Annotated in this window: 22 protein-coding genes and 1 other RNA gene; 17 read left to right on the top strand and 6 right to left on the bottom strand. The window is 64.7% G+C overall.

Features of this window, described 5'->3' with window-relative positions:
* Nucleotides 1-10: 10 nt before the first annotated feature.
* The 3 genes from ssrS to AC13EK_RS22920 form a co-directional block, all read right to left on the bottom strand.
* Nucleotides 11-167: non-coding RNA, 6S RNA (ssrS, locus tag AC13EK_RS22910), on the bottom strand.
* Nucleotides 168-178: 11 nt separating this feature from the next.
* Nucleotides 179-514: a cell division protein ZapA gene (locus AC13EK_RS22915; RefSeq protein WP_004211707.1), complete on the bottom strand. Its 336-nt coding sequence runs from the start codon at nucleotides 512-514 to the stop codon at nucleotides 179-181.
* Nucleotides 507-785, bottom strand: a complete 279-nt coding sequence (locus AC13EK_RS22920) for a hypothetical protein (protein WP_483022397.1) — start codon at nucleotides 783-785, stop codon at nucleotides 507-509. The genes AC13EK_RS22915 and AC13EK_RS22920 overlap by 8 nt, the downstream gene beginning before the upstream one ends.
* A gap of 86 nt (nucleotides 786-871) precedes the next feature.
* Here AC13EK_RS22920 and tkt point away from each other — a divergent pair, with 86 nt between their 5' ends.
* The 3 genes from tkt (at nucleotide 872) to AC13EK_RS22935 (ending at nucleotide 5160) form a co-directional block, all read left to right on the top strand.
* On the top strand, nucleotides 872-2839 hold the full coding sequence (gene tkt / locus AC13EK_RS22925; protein WP_069335838.1) for a transketolase: 1968 nt from the start codon (nucleotides 872-874) through the stop codon (nucleotides 2837-2839).
* Nucleotides 2840-2875: 36 nt separating this feature from the next.
* The gene (gap, locus tag AC13EK_RS22930; RefSeq protein ID WP_010337233.1) at nucleotides 2876-3886 is read left to right on the top strand and encodes a type I glyceraldehyde-3-phosphate dehydrogenase; all 1011 of its coding nucleotides are present in this window, start codon (nucleotides 2876-2878) and stop codon (nucleotides 3884-3886) included.
* 71 nt (nucleotides 3887-3957) lie between these two features.
* Entirely contained in the window at nucleotides 3958-5160 is a 1203-nt protein-coding gene (locus AC13EK_RS22935; protein WP_069335839.1) for a phosphoglycerate kinase, read from the top strand.
* 20 nt (nucleotides 5161-5180) lie between these two features.
* Here the strand turns inward: AC13EK_RS22935 and AC13EK_RS22940 are convergent, their stop codons facing one another.
* Nucleotides 5181-6392: an MFS transporter gene (locus AC13EK_RS22940; protein WP_069335840.1), complete on the bottom strand. Its 1212-nt coding sequence runs from the start codon at nucleotides 6390-6392 to the stop codon at nucleotides 5181-5183.
* Between the two features lie 79 nt (nucleotides 6393-6471).
* A complete protein-coding gene (locus AC13EK_RS22945; RefSeq protein ID WP_483022398.1) occupies nucleotides 6472-6972 on the bottom strand; it encodes a TlpA family protein disulfide reductase in 501 nt (166 codons plus the stop codon).
* Nucleotides 6973-7231: 259 nt separating this feature from the next.
* Here AC13EK_RS22945 and AC13EK_RS22950 point away from each other — a divergent pair, with 259 nt between their 5' ends.
* Nucleotides 7232-8137 (top strand): fructose bisphosphate aldolase, encoded by a 906-nt coding sequence (locus tag AC13EK_RS22950; protein WP_069335841.1) that lies wholly within the window; start codon nucleotides 7232-7234, stop codon nucleotides 8135-8137.
* 132 nt (nucleotides 8138-8269) lie between these two features.
* Here the strand turns inward: AC13EK_RS22950 and AC13EK_RS22955 are convergent, their stop codons facing one another.
* Nucleotides 8270-9397 (bottom strand): DmpA family aminopeptidase, encoded by a 1128-nt coding sequence (locus AC13EK_RS22955; RefSeq protein WP_069335842.1) that lies wholly within the window; start codon nucleotides 9395-9397, stop codon nucleotides 8270-8272.
* Nucleotides 9398-9471: 74 nt separating this feature from the next.
* On the opposite strand from AC13EK_RS22955, the gene thiE reads away from it, so the two are divergent.
* From thiE to nuoF, 13 genes are all read left to right on the top strand, one after another.
* Entirely contained in the window at nucleotides 9472-10164 is a 693-nt protein-coding gene (gene thiE / locus AC13EK_RS22960) for a thiamine phosphate synthase (RefSeq protein ID WP_069335843.1), read from the top strand.
* A gap of 120 nt (nucleotides 10165-10284) precedes the next feature.
* The gene (locus AC13EK_RS22965; RefSeq protein ID WP_004211722.1) at nucleotides 10285-10653 is read left to right on the top strand and encodes a DUF1622 domain-containing protein; all 369 of its coding nucleotides are present in this window, start codon (nucleotides 10285-10287) and stop codon (nucleotides 10651-10653) included.
* A gap of 48 nt (nucleotides 10654-10701) precedes the next feature.
* On the top strand, nucleotides 10702-11820 hold the full coding sequence (locus AC13EK_RS22970) for a L,D-transpeptidase family protein (protein ID WP_069335844.1): 1119 nt from the start codon (nucleotides 10702-10704) through the stop codon (nucleotides 11818-11820).
* Nucleotides 11817-12383 (top strand): M23 family metallopeptidase, encoded by a 567-nt coding sequence (locus tag AC13EK_RS22975; RefSeq protein ID WP_069335845.1) that lies wholly within the window; start codon nucleotides 11817-11819, stop codon nucleotides 12381-12383. Before AC13EK_RS22970 ends, AC13EK_RS22975 begins: the two co-directional genes overlap by 4 nt.
* A 214-nt stretch (nucleotides 12384-12597) precedes the next feature.
* Entirely contained in the window at nucleotides 12598-13161 is a 564-nt protein-coding gene (gene efp, locus AC13EK_RS22980; protein WP_004211725.1) for an elongation factor P, read from the top strand.
* Entirely contained in the window at nucleotides 13161-13517 is a 357-nt protein-coding gene (locus AC13EK_RS22985) for a hypothetical protein (protein WP_069335846.1), read from the top strand. The genes efp and AC13EK_RS22985 overlap by 1 nt, the downstream gene beginning before the upstream one ends.
* A 36-nt stretch (nucleotides 13518-13553) precedes the next feature.
* Complete coding sequence (locus AC13EK_RS22990; protein WP_004211727.1) at nucleotides 13554-14366, top strand: inositol monophosphatase family protein; 813 nt, start codon at nucleotides 13554-13556, stop codon at nucleotides 14364-14366.
* Nucleotides 14367-14661: 295 nt separating this feature from the next.
* A complete protein-coding gene (locus AC13EK_RS22995) occupies nucleotides 14662-15036 on the top strand; it encodes an NADH-quinone oxidoreductase subunit A (protein ID WP_004211729.1) in 375 nt (124 codons plus the stop codon).
* Nucleotides 15027-15581: a NuoB/complex I 20 kDa subunit family protein gene (locus tag AC13EK_RS23000; protein WP_004211730.1), complete on the top strand. Its 555-nt coding sequence runs from the start codon at nucleotides 15027-15029 to the stop codon at nucleotides 15579-15581. Before AC13EK_RS22995 ends, AC13EK_RS23000 begins: the two co-directional genes overlap by 10 nt.
* A 1-nt stretch (nucleotide 15582) precedes the next feature.
* Nucleotides 15583-16380, top strand: a complete 798-nt coding sequence (locus tag AC13EK_RS23005; RefSeq protein ID WP_069335847.1) for an NADH-quinone oxidoreductase subunit C — start codon at nucleotides 15583-15585, stop codon at nucleotides 16378-16380.
* Entirely contained in the window at nucleotides 16380-17615 is a 1236-nt protein-coding gene (locus AC13EK_RS23010) for an NADH-quinone oxidoreductase subunit D (protein WP_069335848.1), read from the top strand. Before AC13EK_RS23005 ends, AC13EK_RS23010 begins: the two co-directional genes overlap by 1 nt.
* Nucleotides 17615-18298, top strand: a complete 684-nt coding sequence (locus AC13EK_RS23015) for a complex I 24 kDa subunit family protein (protein WP_004211734.1) — start codon at nucleotides 17615-17617, stop codon at nucleotides 18296-18298. The genes AC13EK_RS23010 and AC13EK_RS23015 overlap by 1 nt, the downstream gene beginning before the upstream one ends.
* A complete protein-coding gene (nuoF, locus tag AC13EK_RS23020) occupies nucleotides 18295-19629 on the top strand; it encodes an NADH-quinone oxidoreductase subunit NuoF (RefSeq protein ID WP_004211735.1) in 1335 nt (444 codons plus the stop codon). The genes AC13EK_RS23015 and nuoF overlap by 4 nt, the downstream gene beginning before the upstream one ends.

Raw genomic sequence — 19629 nt, forward strand, 5'->3', positions numbered from 1 at the left:
AGAGGAGGGTGACGGGACCGCCTTGGCCGTTTGCTGGAATATCCTCTGACGCCTCAACGTCAGGTGGGGACCATGTAGATCGGGCCAGAGCCCGCCCAGGGACAGCCCCCGTGGATGTGATTATCGCCTCAGGGATGTTCGCTAAAGCTCGCACCAGGCAGTGCCCGTCTCCGCCAATCTAGGCGTCGGCGGCGCGGGCGGCAAGAGCCTCGCTCAGCTTTTCTACGCGCGCGGCCAAAGCCTCGACCGCGCGGGCGGCCGGCTCGTCATCGCCATCCAGCGCCAGTTGCTCCTGCCGGCCCGCCGCGGCGCGCTTCAGTTCGTTGAGTTCGTCCGCCATGAACAGCGCCGCGAACAGCAGCGTGCGCACCTCGGTCAGGCCCGGCGTGCTGCGCTGCGCCTGATAGGCCTTGTCCTCGATGATCTGGGCCAGATGCGCCATATGCGCTTCCTCGCCATCGCGGCAGCGCAGCTGATAGGGGCGGCCGGCGATCTGCAGCATGATTTCAGCCATCGGTGCGCCCCCGCAATTCCCCGATCAGATCGTCCAGCGATTGCAATGCCGCCTGGGCGGCCATCTGGTCGATGCCGGACTTGCCATGGGGGACAGCCTGCGAAAGGCTGGCCACATTCTGTTCAAGCCGACTGATCGCGCGCTCCAGCGTGCCGATCGCCTGCATCATGCGGTCGCTTGCCATATTTTCTGCATAGCCAATGTTTTCGCCTTGCAAAAGCGCTGTTTGGACGGCTTGCCGCGCACCATGCCCCGCCTGCGGTTGACGCATGGGGATTGACGCGACAAAGGGAACCCAAATCGACTCGCCCGTTCGCGCGGGCATTCCATGCCAGTCATGAAAGACATCTTCCCGCTATGACCGTTTCCGACACGCAGCTCGCCAACGCCATCCGGGCGCTTTCCATGGACGCCGTGCAGGCTGCCAATAGCGGCCATCCCGGCATGCCGATGGGTATGGCCGACGTCGCCACGGTGCTGTTCAAGGATTATGTGAAGTTCGATCCGGCCGCGCCGAAATGGGCCGACCGCGACCGTTTCGTGCTGTCGGCCGGTCATGGCTCCATGCTGATCTACTCGCTGCTGAACCTGACCGGCTATGCCAGCCCGACGATGGACGACATCCGCAACTTCCGCCAGCTCAGCAGCCCCTGCGCCGGCCACCCGGAGAATTTCGAGCTGGCAGGGGTCGAAGCGACCACCGGCCCGCTGGGTTCGGGCCTCGCCACTGCCGTTGGCATGGCGATTGCCGAGCGTCACCTGAACGCCGAGTTCGGCGACGATCTGGTCGATCACCGCACCTGGGTGATCGCCGGCGACGGCTGTCTGATGGAAGGCATCAACCATGAGGCGATCGGCCTCGCCGGTCACTTGAACCTCTCGCGCCTGATCGTGCTGTGGGACGATAACAAGATCACCATCGACGGCGCCGTCGATCTGTCGAGCAATGAAGATGTCCGCGCCCGCTATGCCGCCACCGGCTGGCATGTCGTGTCGTGCGACGGCCATGACGTTGCCGACGTGCGCCGCGCCATCGACGAAGCACTGGCTGATCCGCGTCCCTCGCTGATCGCCTGCGCCACCAAGATCGGTTATGGCGCGCCGAACAAGGCCGGCACCTCGGGCGTCCATGGCTCGGCGCTGGGCGAGGCCGAAGTCGCCGCCGCCCGCGAGTTCCTGGGCTGGACCGCCGAACCCTTCGTCGTTCCCGCCGACATCGACGCCGCCTGGAAGGCGATCGGTGGCAAGGGTGGCGATGTTCGCGCCGCCTGGGAAGGCCGCCTGGCAAATGCCTCGGAGGGCGCCGAATTTTCGCGCCGCATGGCGGGCGAACTGCCGGCCGGCTTCTCGCTCGACGCCTATATCGACAGCCTGATCGCCAACCCGCAGAAGGTCGCCACCCGCAAAGCCAGCGAACTGGCGCTGGGCGCGATCAACGATCTGCTGCCCGAAACCGTCGGCGGCTCGGCCGACCTCACCGGCTCGAACAACACCAAGACCAAGTCGACCGGCCCGCTGACCCGCGACGATTATTCGGGCCGCTATGTCTATTATGGCATCCGCGAATTCGGCATGGCCTGCGCGATGAACGGCATGGCGCTGCATGGTGGCGTGATCCCCTATGGCGGCACCTTCCTGGTCTTCTCCGACTATATGCGCGCCGGCATCCGCCTCGCTGCGCTGCAGGAGCAGCGCGTGATCCACGTCCTCACCCATGACTCGATCGGTCTGGGCGAAGACGGCCCGACCCACCAGCCGATCGAGCATGTCATGTCGATGCGCATGATCCCGAACCTCGACGTCTATCGCCCGGCCGACATCGTCGAGACGGCGGAATGCTGGGAACTGGCGCTCAAGGATGCGACCGGCCCGTCGGTCCTCGCCCTGACCCGCCAGAACCTGCCGCAGCTGCGCCTCAAAAAAGCTGAGAATCTGTCGGCCAAGGGCGCCTATCGCCTGGTCGCCGCGACCGCCGATCGCAAGGTCGTGCTGCTCGCCACCGGTTCGGAAGTCGAGATCGCCGTCGCCACCGCCAAGGCGCTGGAAGAACAGGGCATCGGCGCCGACGTCGTCTCGATGCCCAGCTGGGCCCATTTCGACGCGCAGGACGCCGCCTACAAGGCCGACATCCTGCCCGCCGGCGTGCTGCGCGCCTCGATCGAGGCCGGCACCACCTTCGGCTGGGAACGCTATACCGGCCTTGACGGCCTGCGCTTCGGCATCGACAGCTTCGGCGCGTCGGCTCCGGCCGAAGTGCTCTACGACCATTTCGGCCTGACCGCCGCCAAGATCGCTCCGCAGATCAAGGCCGCGCTCGGCGCCTGAGCCCAAGACCTACACGCAAACCGGGAGACAAGTGCAGTGGCAACGAAGGTAGCAATCAACGGTTTCGGCCGCATCGGTCGTCTGGTGGCGCGCGCCATCCTCTCGCGCACCGACCATGATCTGGAACTGGTGAGCATCAACGACCTGGGCGATGCCAAGGCCAATGCCCTGCTGTTCAAGCGCGACTCGGTCCATGGCAACTGGGCGGGCGACGTCAGCGTCGACGGCGATTTCCTGGTGGTCGACGGCAAGAAGATCAAGGTGACGGCAGAGCGCGATCCCGCCAACCTGCCGCACGCCGAACTGGGCGTCGAAATCGCCCTGGAATGCACCGGCATCTTCACCAGCAAGGACAAGGCCGGCGCCCACCTGACCGCCGGCGCCAAGCGCGTCGTCATCTCGGCACCGGGCACCAACGTCGACAAGACTGTCGTCTTCGGTGTCAACCATGACGAGCTGACCGCCGACGACATCATCATCTCGAACGCCAGCTGCACCACCAACTGCCTGGCGCCGCTTGCCAAGGTGCTGAACGATTCGATCGGCATCGAACGCGGCTTCATGACCACGATCCACAGCTACACCAACGACCAGAACACTCTGGACCAGATCCACAAGGACATGCGTCGCGCCCGCGCCGCTGCCCTGTCGATGATCCCGACCACCACCGGTGCCGCCCGCGCCGTGGGTGAGGTTCTGCCCGCGCTCAAGGGCAAGCTGGACGGTTCGTCGGTCCGCGTGCCGACCCCGAACGTCTCGGTCGTCGACCTGAAGTTCATCCCCAGCCGCGCCACCACGGTCGAGGAAGTCAACGGCCTGCTCAAGGCCGCGTCGGAATCCGGCCCGCTCAAGGGCATTCTGGGCTATTCGGACGAGCCGCTGGTCTCGATCGATTACAACGGCGATCCGCGCAGCTCGACCGTCGACAGCCTGGAAACGGCCGTGATCGAGGGCAATCTGGTCCGCGTGCTCAGCTGGTACGACAATGAATGGGGCTTCTCGAACCGCATGATCGACACCTCGGGTGTCATGGCGAAGTTCCTCTAAGCCTTCTCAGCCCCGCCGGACCAACCGGCGGGGTTTTTCTTCTGACATAATTCCAAATTCTAGGAGCGATCATGGCAAAGCCGTTCAAGACACTCGACGACATGGGCGACATCACCGGCAAGGTGGTGCTGGTGCGCGAGGATCTGAACGTGCCGATGCAGGACGGTTCGGTCAGCGACGACACCCGTCTGCGCGCGGCGATGCCGACCATCCTGGAACTGGCCGATCGCGGCGCCAAGGTGCTGATCCTGGCCCATTTCGGCCGGCCCAAGGGCCAGAAGAACCCGGAATTTTCGCTCAGCAAGATCACCCGTCCGCTGACCCAGGTGCTGGGCCGCGAAGTGCAGTTCATTCCCGACTGCCAGGGTGAAGCCGCGACCGACGGTATCAAGGTGATGCGCAACGGCGACATCGCCATCCTCGAAAATACCCGCTTCCATGCCGGCGAGGAAAAGAACGACCCCGCGCTGGTCGATGCGATCGCCGCGATCGGCGACCTCTATGTCAACGACGCCTTTTCCGCCGCGCACCGCGCCCATGCCTCGACCGAGGGGCTGGCCCACAAGCTGCCCGCCTTCGCCGGCCGCTCGATGGAGAAGGAACTGGACGCGCTCGAAGCTGCGCTCGGTGCCCCGGTCAAGCCGGTCGCCGCTGTCGTCGGCGGCGCCAAGGTGTCGACCAAGCTAGACGTGCTCAACAATCTCGTCACCAAGGTTGATCATCTGATCATCGGCGGCGGCATGGCCAACACCTTCCTCCACGCCCGCGGCGTTGATGTCGGCAAGTCGCTGTGCGAAAAGGATCTGGCCGAGACGGCCGAGGCCATCTTCGACAAGGCGGAAGAAGCCGGCTGTATCATCCATCTGCCCTATGACGTGGTCGTGGCGAAGGAATTTGCCGCCAACCCGCCGTCGGTCCGGACCTGCAACGTCCATGAAGTCGCCGAGGACGAGATGATCCTCGACGTCGGTCCGGCCGCGGTCGAGGCGCTGGGCGATGCGCTCAAGAACTGCCGCACCCTGGTGTGGAACGGCCCGCTCGGCGCGTTCGAGATCGCGCCCTTTGATGCCGCGACCGTCGCCCTTGCCAAGACCGCGGCGGCGCTCACCAAGGAAGGCCAGCTGGTGTCGGTCGCGGGCGGTGGCGACACCGTCGCCGCGCTCAACCATGCCGGCGCGGCCGCCGACTTCACCTTCATCTCGACCGCTGGCGGCGCCTTCCTCGAATGGATGGAAGGTAAGGAACTGCCGGGCGTGAAGGCGCTCTACGCCTAAGCTTTTTGACGGCGGGGGCGTCAGCGCGTGGCGCTGGCGCCCCGGTCGAACAGGACGAAGACCAGCGCGGCCACGCCGCCGATCGCCGCACCGGCGATCGCGCTCAGGCTCCAGCCGCCCGCTTCATAGGTGGTCGACCCGATCACCGATCCCAGCGCCCCGACCACGAACATCACCGTCATATAGGCCGCATTGATCCGGCCGCGCGCATGGGGATCGAGCGAGAAGATCAGCTTCTGCCCGGTGATCTGGCTGACCTGCACCGCCGCATCGATCAGCACCGCCATGATGGTGAAGCCGATCAGGCTGCCCGCCGCCACCGTCCAGTCCGCCAGCAGGAAACCGATCGATAGCGCAATCAGCGCGCCGAGCGAGGCCGGGCCGGTCAGGCGCCGGTCGGCTAGCCAGCCCGCCACCGGGGCCACCAGCGCGCCGCCCGCACCCGCCAGCGCAAAGGCGCCGATGCCATTATGGCTGAGGTCAAAATCATGGATCAGGCTCAGCGGCGCGGCGGTCCAGAACAGGTTGAACGCCGCGAACATCGACGCCTGGTAGAAGGCGCGCATCCGCACCACGCGATATTTGCCGAGCTGCGAGAAGGTGGAGCTAAGCACTTCGCCATAATGCATGCCCCCCTTGGGCCGGCGCTGCGGACAGGCGATCAGCAGCGCGATCGCGACCAACGCAATCACCCCGGCCGACAGCAGGAAGGTCGCGCGCCAGCCCATCGAACCAGCAAGGAAGCTGGCGATCGGCCGCGACAGCATGATGCCGAACAACAACCCGCTCATCACCGTGCCGACGACGCGGCCCTGTCGCTCGGGCGGGGCGAGGTGGGAGGCGAGGGGGATCAGCACCTGCACACCGGTCGCACCGACGCCGGTCATGACCGACGCGATCAGGAAGGTCGCGGGGCCGTTGGACAGGGCGATGGCGATACAGCCCAGCACCGTCGCCACCGCCGATATCAGCACGATCCGCCGGTTCTCGAACAGGTCGGCCAGCGGCACTACCAGGATGATGCCCAGGCCATAGCCCAACTGCGTCAGCGTGGTGATGAGGCCCGCGACCCCGGCGGACATGCCGATTTCCGGCCCGATCACGTCGATCAGCGTCTGGGCATAATAGAGGTTGGCGACCATCGTCCCGCACGCGACCGCCATCAGCAATATGGCAAAGCGGGACAGGGGCGCATCATCGCGCGGCAGGGGCAGGGCGGCAGAATTGGTCATGCCGCCCTAATGGTCACCCGCGGAAGGGCTTTCAACCCGATGACGGAAATTTCATTGTGCAATGCAACGGAAATTGGCCTCAGGCGGGCGGCTGTTCGTTGAGCAAGGGCACCAGCAGCGCGTTGAGGTCATCCAGCTCGAACGCGCCGGACTTGGCGTAGCGCAGCCGGCCGGCCCGATCGATGACGAAATTGGTCGGCACCCCGGTCAGCGGGCCATAGGGGCCCTTGATCCTTTTGGCCGACGGGATGTGCATCGCTGCGAACAATTGCTTCAACTGGGCGATCGGCACCGATCCTTCGGTGGTGATCGCGAACATCTTCTTCAGCCCATGTTTCTTCTGGAGTCCATAATAGCTATCGAGCGTCGGCAATTCCTTGCGGCATGGCACGCACCATGTCGCCCAGAAATTGAGCAGCACCACCTGGCCCTTCAGTTCCGCCAGCGACACCTTGCTGCCGTCGATCAGCGTCAGCTCGAAATCCGGCGCCATCTCGCCGACCACCGGCTTGGTCGCCGCCCGCGCCGCCCCGATATCGATCAGCCCCAGCATCAGCGCGGCCGCCATGACGGGCCGCATCTTCCCGATCCCCATTCTTCCCCCGATTCAGACCTTTGGCCACAGCCTATCAGGCACTTTCGCACGCGCCAACGATATTGGCGGCCGCCCCGTCGCCGCGCGGGGGCAAGCATCTTGCGGTGCGACATGGGACTAGCTAACAGCCCGGATACCGGCGGGCCTGACGGCGCGCTACAGTCATGCCCTCGGGTTCGCCCGATGGCTTCCATCTTTCCGCGCTGCCGAGGGGGCGGCGCGCCCCAAGAGAAGGTATGTGCAGATGCTGGATCAGGACATGGTCAAGAAGGTTTCCGACGGTCAGGGCTTTATCGCCGCGCTCGACCAGAGCGGCGGTTCCACGCCCAAGGCGCTCAAGGGCTATGGCGTCGAGGAGAGCGCCTGGAGCAATGACGAGGAGATGTTCGGCCTGATCCATGGCATGCGCAGCCGTGTCATCACCTCGCCCGCCTTTACCGGTGACAAGGTGCTGGGCGCGATCCTGTTCGAACGTACCATGGACGGTAGCGTCGACGGTAAGCCGACTCCGACCGCGCTGATCGAACGCGGCGTCGTGCCCTTCATCAAGATCGACAAGGGGCTGGAGGATGAGGCGAACGGCGTGCAGCTGATGAAGCCGATGCCTGAGCTCGACGCTCTCCTCGCCCGCGCCAAGGGCCTGGGCGTGTTCGGCACCAAGGAACGCTCGGTTGTCAACCTCGCCAACCGCGAGGGCATTGCCGCCGTGGTCGCGCAGCAGTTCGAAGTCGGCCGCCAAGTGCTGGCCGGCGGTCTGATGCCGATCATCGAGCCCGAAGTGAACATCAAGTCGCCCGAACGCGCCGAGGCCGACCAGATCCTGCTGGAGGAAATCCTCAAGCAGCTCGACGCCCTGCCCGAAGGCGAGCAGGTGATGCTCAAGCTCTCGCTGCCCGCCAAGGCCGGCCTGTTCGATCCGCTGGTCGATCATCCCAAGGTGCTGCGCGTCGTCGCCCTGTCGGGTGGCTTCAGCCGCACCGAAGCCTGCGCCGAACTCGCCAAGAATCGCGGCATCATCGCCAGCTTCAGCCGCGCGCTGCTCAACGACCTGCGTCACCAGATGAGCGACGATGAATTCAACGCGTCGCTGGGCGAGGCCGTCGACGAAATCTACGCCGCCTCGGCCACCAAGACCCCGGTCGCGGCCTGATCTGCATGGACGGCGCCGGGCAGGGGAAGTCCCGCCGGCGCCGCCTTTATCGTAGCCTTCGGCTTACGACACCCGCACCCTGGCCCGTTCGCTTCGAGCGTGTCGAGAAGCGGATAGCGCAGCGCTCCCGCTTTACGGCTTGCCCTTCAGCATAGGCAGTACCTTGTCGAGCGGCAGGGCCTCGGCCGTCCCGCGATTGCCGACCACGGTCTGCGCCTTGAACAGCGCGTTCAGTACCGCTTCCTCGGTCGCCTCGATGGTCGCCTGGAACAGCGGCGACATGCGGTCATTGGGCAGGTCGTCCGCCGCCGCCACCGCATTGCGCTTCGCCGCCGTGCGCCGCACCGCGGCGCTGGTCGAGAAGGCGATGGCATAGTCGCCCGACCCGTTGGAGAAGCTGGAGCCGGTCCGCGCGATGCCGCCAAAGGCGCGCTCGGCGACGCGGCGCAGATTGCGGTCGGACAGCGGCGCATCGGTTGCGATCACGATCACGACGGAGCCGTCCGCCTTCTTCTCCTCGACCTGCTGGCGATAGTCATAGCGGCCGAGCTTCACCCCCACCGGCACGCCCGCGATCGTCAGCACCCCGCCATAATTGGCCTGCACCAGCACGCCCACGGTCCAGCCGCCCAGCGACGCCGGCAGCTTGCGCGACGATGTGCCGATCCCCGCCTTGAAGCCGAAGGCCACCGTGCCAGTGCCCGCGCCCACGCCGCCTTCCTCGACCGGGCCGGCCTTGGCGCTCTCGATCGCGCGCCGCGCGTCGGCGATGGTGACATGCCGCCCGCGAATGTCATTGAGCATGCCGTCATTGGTCTCGCCGACCACGGCATTGACCGACCGCACCTCCTCATTGCCGGCCTGCGCCAGCGTCCATTCGACCGAGGCCGCGCCGGCCTCCGCCACGTTCAGCGTATTGGTCAGCAGGATCGGCGTCTCGATCTCGCCCAGCTCCGCGACCTGGGTCGATCCCATGAACTTGCCGAACGCATTATAGGCGACGAAGCCGGCCGGCACCTTGTCCTGGAACAGGTTGCCGCCATGGGGCAGGATCGCGGTGACGCCGGTGTTGACGTCCTTGCTGCGGGCCAGCGTCACCTGGCCCACCTTCACCCCCGCGACATCGGTGATTGCGTTGAGCGGGCCGGGCTGGAGGATGCCGACGGTCACGCCCGCTTCCCGCGCGCGTGGCCGCGGCGCCTCCTGCGCCAGCACGGGCGCGGCGGACAGGAGCAGCAGGGCGGCGAAAGCGTGGCGCATGGAACATCCTTCGATATGGTGATCGCGGTCATAGCCGCACTTGGCGCGGCCGCGCGAGCGGCTATAAGGCGCGCATGACCGATTTCACTGACGAAGAACTGGCGCTCGACCCCCATTTTGCCGAGCAGTTCGAAAAGGGCTTTCGCCCGGCCTGCCAACTCTATCTGATTTCGCCGCCGGCGATCGACGAGACTTTCGTTGATCAGCTCGCCCAGGCGTTTGACGGCGGCAAGGTCGCCGCCTTCCAGCTGCGCCTCAAAGGGATCGACGATCATGCCATCGCCGCGCTCGCCGGGCCGCTCCAGGCGCTCTGTGCCGAGCGCGAGGTCGCCTTCATCATCAATGACAGCATCGGCCTTGCCAAGCGGCTGAACGCCGATGGGGTCCATCTGGGGCAGGAGGATGGCGACCCGCGCGAGGCGCGCAAGCAGCTTGGTCCCAAGGTCCAGATCGGCGTGACCTGCCATGACAGCCGCCATCTGGGGATGGAAGCGGGCGAGGCGGGAGCCGACTATGTCGCCTTCGGCGCCTTCTACCCGACCACGACCAAGGAAACGACGCACCGCGCCGAACCGTCGATCCTGGGCTGGTGGACCACCCTGTTCGAACTGCCCTGCGTCGCGATCGGCGGTATCACGCCGGACAATGCCGCCCCCCTGATCGCAGCCGGCGCCGATTTCCTGGCCGTTAGCGGAACGGTGTGGAATCATCCCGACGGGCCAAAGGCCGGCGTCGCCGCCTTCGCGTCGGTGCTGGGCGGGGCCTGATCGGGTAGGGCGCCAGCGCACCTGAAAAACGCTTCGGGCGCGCCGGGCGCGGGTTTATCCCGATAGGCAAAGGGCCGCCACCGGGCCAGCATCCCTGCAATCGGGCAAGGGGTGCTGGGCATGGCGTTGGAAGAATTCGTCCATCAGTTGGCGGAATATGTCGCGCTGCTGGTCAATCTGCTGGCGATCCTGGCGATCGCCATCGGTTCGGTTCAGGGCGCGATCGGCCTGACGGGGCTGCTATTGTTCAAGGCGGACGAATCGAAGCTCATGCCGGTCTGGATGAGCTTTGGCCGCTGGGCGGTCGCCGGGCTCAGTTTCCAGCTTGCGGCCGATATCGTGGAAACCAGCATCGCCCCGACCTGGGCGGAAATCGGCAAGCTCGGGGCAATCGCGGCCATCCGCACTTTCCTCAACTATTTCCTCGACCGCGATCTTGAGGGGATACGCGAGCGCGAGAAGGCCAAGGCGGAGGCCGAAGCCATCTGATCGCAGCGGCACAGGCAGCTTTCCGCCGCCTGCTGCGTTGTCTCTTCCATGATGTGGGAGAGTATCGCCTTGAAATATCGTCTTCTCGGCCTGCCGCTGCTGTGCGCGGCCTGCAATGTGTCGACCACCGACGCCAATGAAAGCCAGCCAGCCGCGCCAACCAACCAGACACCGATCAGCCAGACACAGGCCGCGCCCGACCCCTCGGCTGCCTATGCTTTCCAGGTCGTGGAGGAACCCGGCGGCAAGCCTTGGCAGCCCAACCAGATATTGCAGGCGCAGGTGGCGCTCGATCGCTGGGGCTTCTCGCCCGGCGTGATCGACGGCAAGGACGGCATGAGCTTCAAGGCGGCCTTGCGCGGCTTCCAGGAGGCGAACAAGCTGCCCGTCACCGGCGATTATGACCAGAAGACTTCGGCCGCGCTGCTGGAGGGGGAGGCGAAGCCGACCACCTGGCTGGTGCGCATCCCCGACGGCTTTGCCCGCGGGCCCTTCTTCGACATCCCCAAGGGGCTGAACAATCAGGCGAGCCTGCCCGCGCTCACCTATCGCAACCTGCTCGAAAAACTGGCGGAGCGCTTCCACACCACGCCCGAAGTGCTGACCGGCATGAACCCGCCCGATACGAAGGTCGCCGCCGGCGCGACCATCCGCGTGCCGGCGATCGACAATCAGCCGGTGGCACGGATCGAGGGCGACGAACGCGGCTGGGGCGAAACGCTCGCCAGCCTCGGCGTCGCCAAGGACCAGCCACAGGCCGACCATCTGGTGGTCGACAAGTCGGAAGGGCTGCTCAAGGTCTATGGCGCGGACAACCGCCTGATCGCGCAATTCCCGGTCACCACCGGGTCGCAGCATGATCCGCTGCCGCTGGGCGAATGGACGATCAAGGGCGTCAGCCGCAATCCCGACTTCCATTATAATCCCGACCTGTTCTGGGATGCCGCGTCGAAGGATCAGAAGGCGGTGCTGAAGCCCGGCCCCAACGGCCCGGTCGGCGTCGTGTGGATCGATCTGTCCAAGGATCATTATGGCATCCATGGCACGCCCGAGCCGCAACTGATCGGCCGCACCGAAAGCCATGGCTGCATCCGCCTCACCAACTGGGACGCCGCGCGGCTGGCGCAGATGGTGAAGAGCGGCGTCAAGGCGAAGTTCCAAGCATGAATGTCCGGCTGTGGGGCGGTATCGCGGTCGCGCTGCTGCTCTGCATCGCCTTCGTCCGCTATTGCGTGCGGATCGTCCCGGCCGATGCGCCGGTGGGATCCGCGGTGTCCGCGCCGCCAAACGTCAGCAACGGCGCGCTGCTGATCCCGGTGGAGGGCGTGCCGGCCTCCGCGCTCACCGACACCTTCACCCAGGCACGGGCAGGCGGCGCCCGTCCGCATGATGCGATCGACATCATGGCGGCGCGGGGCAGGGCGGTGCTGGCCGCCGCCGACGGCCGGATCGAGAAGATCTTCTGGAGCGAGGCGGGTGGCCGCACCCTCTATGAGCGCTCGCCCGACGGGCGCACCCTCTATTATTATGCCCATCTCGACAGCTATGCGTCGGACCTGCACGAAGGGCAGGCGGTCAGGCGCGGGCAGCGCATCGCGACCGTGGGCAGCACCGGCAATGCCGATCCCGCCGCGCCGCACCTCCATTTCGCTGTCAACCGCATGGCGCCGGTTGATCCCTGGTATGGTGGCCAGCCGGTCAATCCCTATCCGCTGCTGGTCGGCCAATGACCTGTCCTACCGGCCCGCGATCGGCTATCATCGGGGCCAGCCGCGATCGAAAATTGCCAAAGTAGGAAAGCGAATTTCAAAATGTGCGGGAAATGTGCGAAGTTAAGCGGAAACGCCGCCCTCTTGCCCTTGGCGCCGTCTCGCGGTAAAGGCGCGGCCAGCCTCGCAGAGGCCGGCTCTTTTCCACATTCAGACATATAGGCAGGCTCTTCCCATGAAGATCAGCGGCGTGGACATTCGTCCCGGCAACAATATCGAATATGAGGGTGGCCTGTGGCGCGCCGTCAAGATTCAGCACACCCAGCCCGGCAAGGGCGGCGCCTATATGCAGGTGGAGCTGAAGAACCTGATCGATGGCCGCAAGAACAATGTCCGCTTCCGCTCGGCCGAGAGCGTCGAGCGCATCCGCCTCGACACCAAGGATTTCCAGTATCTCTACCCCGAGGGTGACATGCTGGTGTTCATGGACACCGAAACCTATGACCAGATCAACCTGCCGATGGACCTGGTCGGCGACGCCGCTGCCTTCCTGCAGGACGGCATGATGGTCATGCTGGAAATGTATGAAGAACGTCCGATCAGCGTCCAACTGCCCGAGACGGTCGAAGCGACCATCGTCGAAGCCGACGCCGTGGTGAAGGGCCAGACCGCATCGGCCAGCTACAAGCCGGCGATCCTCGACAATGGCGTCCGCGTCATGGTTCCGCCGCACATCGTCACCGGCACGCGCATCGTGGTCGATGTCTATGAGCGCGAATATGTGAAGCGGGCCGACTGATGCGGTTCGGGCGCAGCACGGCAGTTGCCGCCATCCTCGCGATCGGCGCTGTGCCGGCTGCGCTCCCTGCCCAGACGGTCAACAAGCCGTCCAAGGCGCAGATCGACAGTGCGGCCTATGTGCTGCAGGTCATCAGCAGCGCGCTGGAGTCGAAGGACGTCGAACAGCCGGTCAAGACCGCGCTGTTCGAATGCCTCTACAGCAATTCGCTGTCGCAGATCAGTGCGGCGACCGACAAGGTGATCGCGGGCAATCCGGGCAAGGTGAACCGCAAGGATCCCTCGCAGATGCTGGCGGTGATCGCCGGCACCTGTGGCTATCGTCCGGCCGCCACCAAGCCCGCCCCCAAGAAATAAAGCAAAGGCCGCCCACCGGGGCGGCGGAGATTTTACATGGTATCCCATTCCGGCCTTCTCACCGTCATGGAACGCGCCGCCCGCAAGGCCGGCTCCAAGCTGCGCCGCGACTTCGGCGAGGTCGAGCATCTGCAGGTGTCGCGCAAGGGGCCGGCGGACTTCGTGTCCAAGGCCGACAAGCAGGCCGAGCAGACGCTGGTCGAGGAATTGCAGAAGGCGCGTCCCGACTGGGGCTTCCTGCTGGAAGAGGGCGGGGTAATCGAAGGCGATCCCAACAAGCCGCGCTGGATCATCGATCCGCTCGACGGCACCACCAACTTCCTGCATGGCATCCCGCACTTCGCCATCTCGATCGCGGTCGAGGAGCCTTTGTTCGGCGGCAAGCGCGAAGTGACCTCGGGCCTGATCTACCAGCCGGTCACCGACGAAAGCTATTGGGCGGAAAAGAATCGCGGCGCCTGGCGTCATGACCAGCGTCTGCGCGTCTCGGCCCGCCGTGACCTTGCTGACTGCCTGATCGCCACCGGTATTCCGTTCATGGGTCATGGCAACATGGCCGAATGGACGCGCATCTTCGGTGCGGTGGCGCCTTCGGTCGCTGGCCTGCGTCGCTTCGGTGCCGCCTCGCTCGACCTCGCTCATGTCGCCTCGGGCCGCTATGACGGCTTCTGGGAAAGTGGCCTCCAGCCCTGGGACGTGGCAGCCGGCATCCTGATGGTGCGCGAGGCCGGCGGCTTCGTCAGCGACTTCCGCGGCGGCGACCAGATGATCGACCGCAAGGAAGTGATCGCGGGCAACGACGCGACCCACAGCAAGCTGCACAAGCTGGTGGCCGGCGCGCTGCGCTAAGAGTCTGGTCGCGATTGGGGGAGGTGCTTCGCGCTTCCGCCGATAGCGTGAATCAGGCTCGGCTAAGCTTCTGGTTTAAGAGCAAAGGGCGTCGGCCCACCGCGGCGAGTCTTCGGACTTCCAGAGGTGGTCCGGCGCCTGTTTTTTTGTGTCTGCGGCAATCGTCTCTTGCGCTTTTGGTAACGCGATCAAGCCTTTGCAATTGTTGCGAATCATTCTCATGGGTTCGCCCCTTGCTTCGCATATGCAGCAGGCCTAAAGGCCCCCCAGAACAATTTTCGCCCAGGGGATTCCATTGGTCGATCTCAGCCAATATCTGCCGATCCTGATCTTTCTCGGGATCGCTCTGCTGCTCTCCAGCACCTTCGTCTTCTTGCCGATGCTGGTTGGCCGCCTGACCGGTGCGCACAAGCCCGATCCTGCCAAGCTGTCCGAATATGAATGCGGCTTCCCCGCATTTGAAGAGCCGCGCAGCCAGTTCGACGTGCGTTTCTACCTTGTCGCCATCCTGTTCATCATTTTCGACCTGGAAGCGGCATTCCTCTTTCCCTGGGCGGTGAGCCTTGACCAGATCGGCTGGGCCGGCTGGGCGACGATGATGATCTTCATAGCGGAGCTGGTGCTCGGCCTCGTCTATGCGTGGAAGAAGGGAGCACTCGATTGGGAGTAGAACTGACCAGCCCCATTCCCGGCACCATGCCGCCGATGGGGACGCAGCCCGACCAGGACTTCTTCAACGCGCTCAGCAGTGAAGTCAGCGACAAGGGCTTCCTTGTCACCTCGACCGAGGAACTGTTCCAGTGGGCCCGTACGGGTTCGCTGTGGTGGATGACCTTCGGTCTGGCCTGCTGCGCCGTGGAGATGATCCACGTCAACATGCCGCGCTACGACATGGAGCGCTTCGGCGCCGCGCCGCGCGCGTCTCCGCGCCAGTCGGACGTGATGATCGTCGCGGGCACGCTGTGCAACAAGATGGCCCCGGCGCTCCGCAAGGTCTATGACCAGATGTCCAACCCGAAATATGTGATTTCGATGGGCAGCTGCGCCAATGGCGGTGGTTACTACCACTATAGCTATTCGGTCGTCCGTGGCTGTGACCGCATCGTGCCGGTCGACATCTATGTGCCGGGCTGCCCGCCCACTGCCGAAGCTCTGCTCTACGGCATCATGCAGCTGCAGCGGAAGATCCGCCGGATCGGGACGATTGAGCGTTAATATGGGCCATTCTGCACCCAAGATCGTGAACCCCGAAGCGATTGCCGAGGAAATCGGCGCCCTGCTGGGTTCGATGCTGATCGAAACCATCGATCATGCCGACGAGCTGACCTTCGTTGTCGCGCGCGACGACCTGGCCAATGCCATGGTCGCGCTGCGCGACATGGCGCATTACCAGCAGCTGATGGAAATCGCCGGCGTCGACTATCCGGAACGTCCGGACCGGTTCGAGGTCGCCTATCACCTGCTCAGCGTCACGCGGAACCACCGTGTCCGCGTCAAGGTTTCGACCGACGAGGATACGCCGGTGCCGACCGTCACGCACCTCTGGCCGGTCGCCGGCTGGCTGGAGCGCGAAGTGTTCGACATGTATGGCGTCATCTTCGATGGCAATACCGACCTGCGTCGCATCCTGACCGACTATGGCTTCAAGGGGCATCCGCAGCGCAAGGACTTCCCGCTGACCGGCTATGTCGAGCTGCGCTATTCCGAAGAAGACAAGCGCGTCGTCTATGAGCCGGTGAAGCTGGCCCAGGACTTCCGCAGCTTCGACTTCATGTCGCCCTGGGAAGGCGCGCAATATGTGCTGCCCGGCGACGAGAAGGCGGCGGCACCTGCCGCGCCGGCTCCTGCGCCCGCAGCTGCACCCACGCCCAAGGCGACGGAAAGCAAGGCCGACACCGGTGCTGGCGATGCCGCCAACAAGAAGGCCGAGGAAAAGTCGGCCGATGCGCCGGCCAAGCCCGCCGCCGAAACCGATGAAGGCAAGGGGGCTGCCAAGCCCGAAGGTAAGGCCTGATGTCCGACTATCTCGAAAAGATGGATCATGTCACCGATGCGGCCGACCCGGCCTATGGTGACACGGAAATCCAGAACTACACGATCAACTTCGGTCCGCAGCACCCTGCGGCGCACGGCGTTCTGCGTCTGGTCATGGAGCTGGACGGTGAAATCGTCGAGCGCTGCGACCCGCATGTCGGCCTGCTGCATCGCGGCACCGAAAAGCTGATCGAGCACAAGACCTATATGCAGGCGCTGCCCTATTTCGACCGGCTGGACTATTGTTCGCCGCTCGGCATGGAGCATAGCTATGTCCTGGCGGTCGAAAAGCTGCTGAACCTGGAAGTGCCGCTGCGCGCGCAATATCTGCGCGTGTTCTTCGCGGAACTGACCCGCATCTGCAATCACATGCTGAACCTGGGTTCGCACGTCATGGACGTCGGCGCGATGACGCCGAACCTGTGGCTGTTCGAAATCCGCGAGGACTGCCTCAACTTCTTCGAGCGCGCGTCGGGTGCCCGCATGCATTCGGCCTATTTCCGGCCGGGCGGCGTGCATCAGGACGTGCCGCTCAAGCTGCTGACCGACATCGCCGACTGGCTCGACACCCGTCTGCCGCGCCTGTTCGAGGATGCGATGAGCCTGGTCGTCGACAATCGCATCTTCAAGCAGCGCAATGTCGACATCTCGATCGTCAGCAAGGAAGACGCGCTGAAGTGGGGTTTCTCCGGTCCCATGCTGCGTGGCTCGGGCATCGCCTGGGACATCCGCAAGGCGCAGCCCTATGACGTCTATGACCGCATGGACTTCGACGTTCCGGTCGGCACCGCGTTCGACTGCTATGACCGGTTCATGGTCCGCGTCGAGGAAGTGCGCCAGTCCGCGCGCATCATGAAGCAGTGCCTCAGCGAAATGCCCGAAGGCCCGATCGCCAGCTTCGACCGCAAGGTCTCCCCGCCCAAGCGCGGCGAGATGAAGAAGTCGATGGAAGCGCTGATCCACCACTTCAAGCTCTATACCGAGGGCTTCCACGTCCCCGCGGGCGAAGTCTATGTGGCGACCGAAAGCCCGAAGGGCGAATTCGGCGTCTATCTGGTCAGCGACGGCTCCAACAAGCCCTATCGCTGCAAGATCCGCCCGACCGCCTTCAGCCATCTGCAGGCGATGGACTTCATGATGAAGGGCCACATGCTGGCCGATACAACCGCTGTACTGGGCGCGATGGACATCGTGTTCGGAGAATGTGACCGATAATGGCTGACGCAGTTCATATCCCCGATGAGGCCGAAACCCGCGCGCGCTGGGGCGCGTTCGAGTGGACGCCCGAAAATGCCGAGCAGGCCAAGAAGGTCATCGCGCGCTATCCCGCCGGTCGCCAGCAGTCGGCGGTGATGCCGCTGCTCGACCTGGCCCAGCGTCAGGTCGGTGCGGAAACGCAGACCAATGGCTGGCTGCCGGTCCCGGTCATGGAATATATCGGGCGTCAGCTCGATATGCCGTACATGCGCGTCTATGAGGTCGCGACCTTCTACACCATGTACAATTTGGCGCCGGTCGGCCGCTACCATGTGCAGGTCTGCGGCACGACGCCGTGCATGCTGCGCGGGTCGGACGATGTCTTTGCCGCGTGCAAGAACAAGGGTCTGGTCAAGGGCGGCACGACCCCCGACGGCCTGTTCACCCTCAATGAGGTCGAATGCCTTGGTGCCTGCGCCAACGCGCCGATGGTCCAGATCAACGACGATAATTTCGAAGATCTGACCTACGACAGCACCATCGCCATCCTGGAAACGCTGGCCGCCGGCGGCCAGCCCAAGATCGGCCCGCAGATCGATCGCCAGACCAGCGCGCCGGAAGGTGGCCCGACCACCCTCAAGGAGATGGTCGGCGAAAATCACGACTATCGCGGTCAATGGAACGAAGGAGCGACGGCATGACCGATGCACCCGCACCGGCGCCCTTCGTCGGGCCGCTGTCCGATAAGGACCGCATCTTCACCAACGTCCACGGCTTCCAGGATTGGGGCGTCGACGCCGCGATGAAGCGTGGCGATTGGGACAATACCAAGAAGCTGATGGAAATCGGCCAGGACGCGATCATCGACACCATCAAGGCGTCGAACCTGCGCGGCCGCGGCGGCGCCGGCTTCCCGACCGGCATGAAGTGGAGCTTCATGCCCAAGGAAAGCAAGGACGGCCGTCCCAGCTTCCTGGTCATCAACGCCGACGAATCCGAACCGGGTTCGTGCAAGGACCGCGAAATCATCCGCCACGATCCGCACAAGCTGATCGAAGGCGCGCTGATCGCCGGTTTCGCGATGCGGGCGCGTGCCGCCTACATCTATATCCGCGGTGAGTTCATCTACGAGGCGAAGGTGCTCTTCGCCGCCGTCGAGCAGGCCTATGAAAAGGGCTTCATCGGCAAGAATGCCTGCGGGTCGGGCTATGATTTCGACGTGTTCGTCCATCGTGGCGCCGGCGCCTACATCTGCGGCGAGGAAACCGCCCAGATCGAAAGCATCGAGGGCAAGAAGGGCCAGCCCCGCCTGAAGCCGCCTTTCCCGGCCGGCGCGGGCCTCTATGGCTGCCCGACCACGGTGAACAACGTGGAATCGATCGCGGTTGCGCCGACGATCCTGCGTCGCGGCGCTGCCTGGTTCAACGGCTTCGGTCGCGAGAACAATCGCGGCACCAAGCTGTTCCAGATCAGCGGTCATGTGAACAAGCCTTGCGTCGTCGAGGAATCGATGTCGATCCCGTTCCGCGAACTGATCGATCGCCATTGCGGCGGCATCCGTGGCGGCTGGGACAATCTGCTCGCGGTCATTCCGGGTGGGTCGTCGGTGCCGCTGGTTCCTGCAAAGGAAATCATGGACGCACCGATGGACTTCGACGGTCTGCGCGCGCTGGGCTCGGGCCTGGGCACCGCCGCTGTCATCGTCATGGACAAGTCGACCGACATCGTCCGCGCCATTTCGCGTCTCTCCTATTTCTACAAGCATGAGAGCTGCGGCCAGTGTACGCCGTGCCGCGAAGGCACGGGCTGGATGTGGCGCGTCATGGAGCGTCTGCGCACCGGCGACGCGGACCAGAGCGAAATCGACATGCTGTTCCAGGTGACCAAGCAGGTTGAAGGCCACACCATCTGCGCGCTTGGCGACGCAGCGGCATGGCCGATCCAGGGGCTGATCCGGCACTTCCGTCCGGAAATCGAGCGCCGGATCAACGAGAACAAGGGTAGTGCCCCCGTCATGGAGGCAGCGGAGTAA

This window comes from Sphingobium sp. L-44 (genome assembly GCF_056859495.1).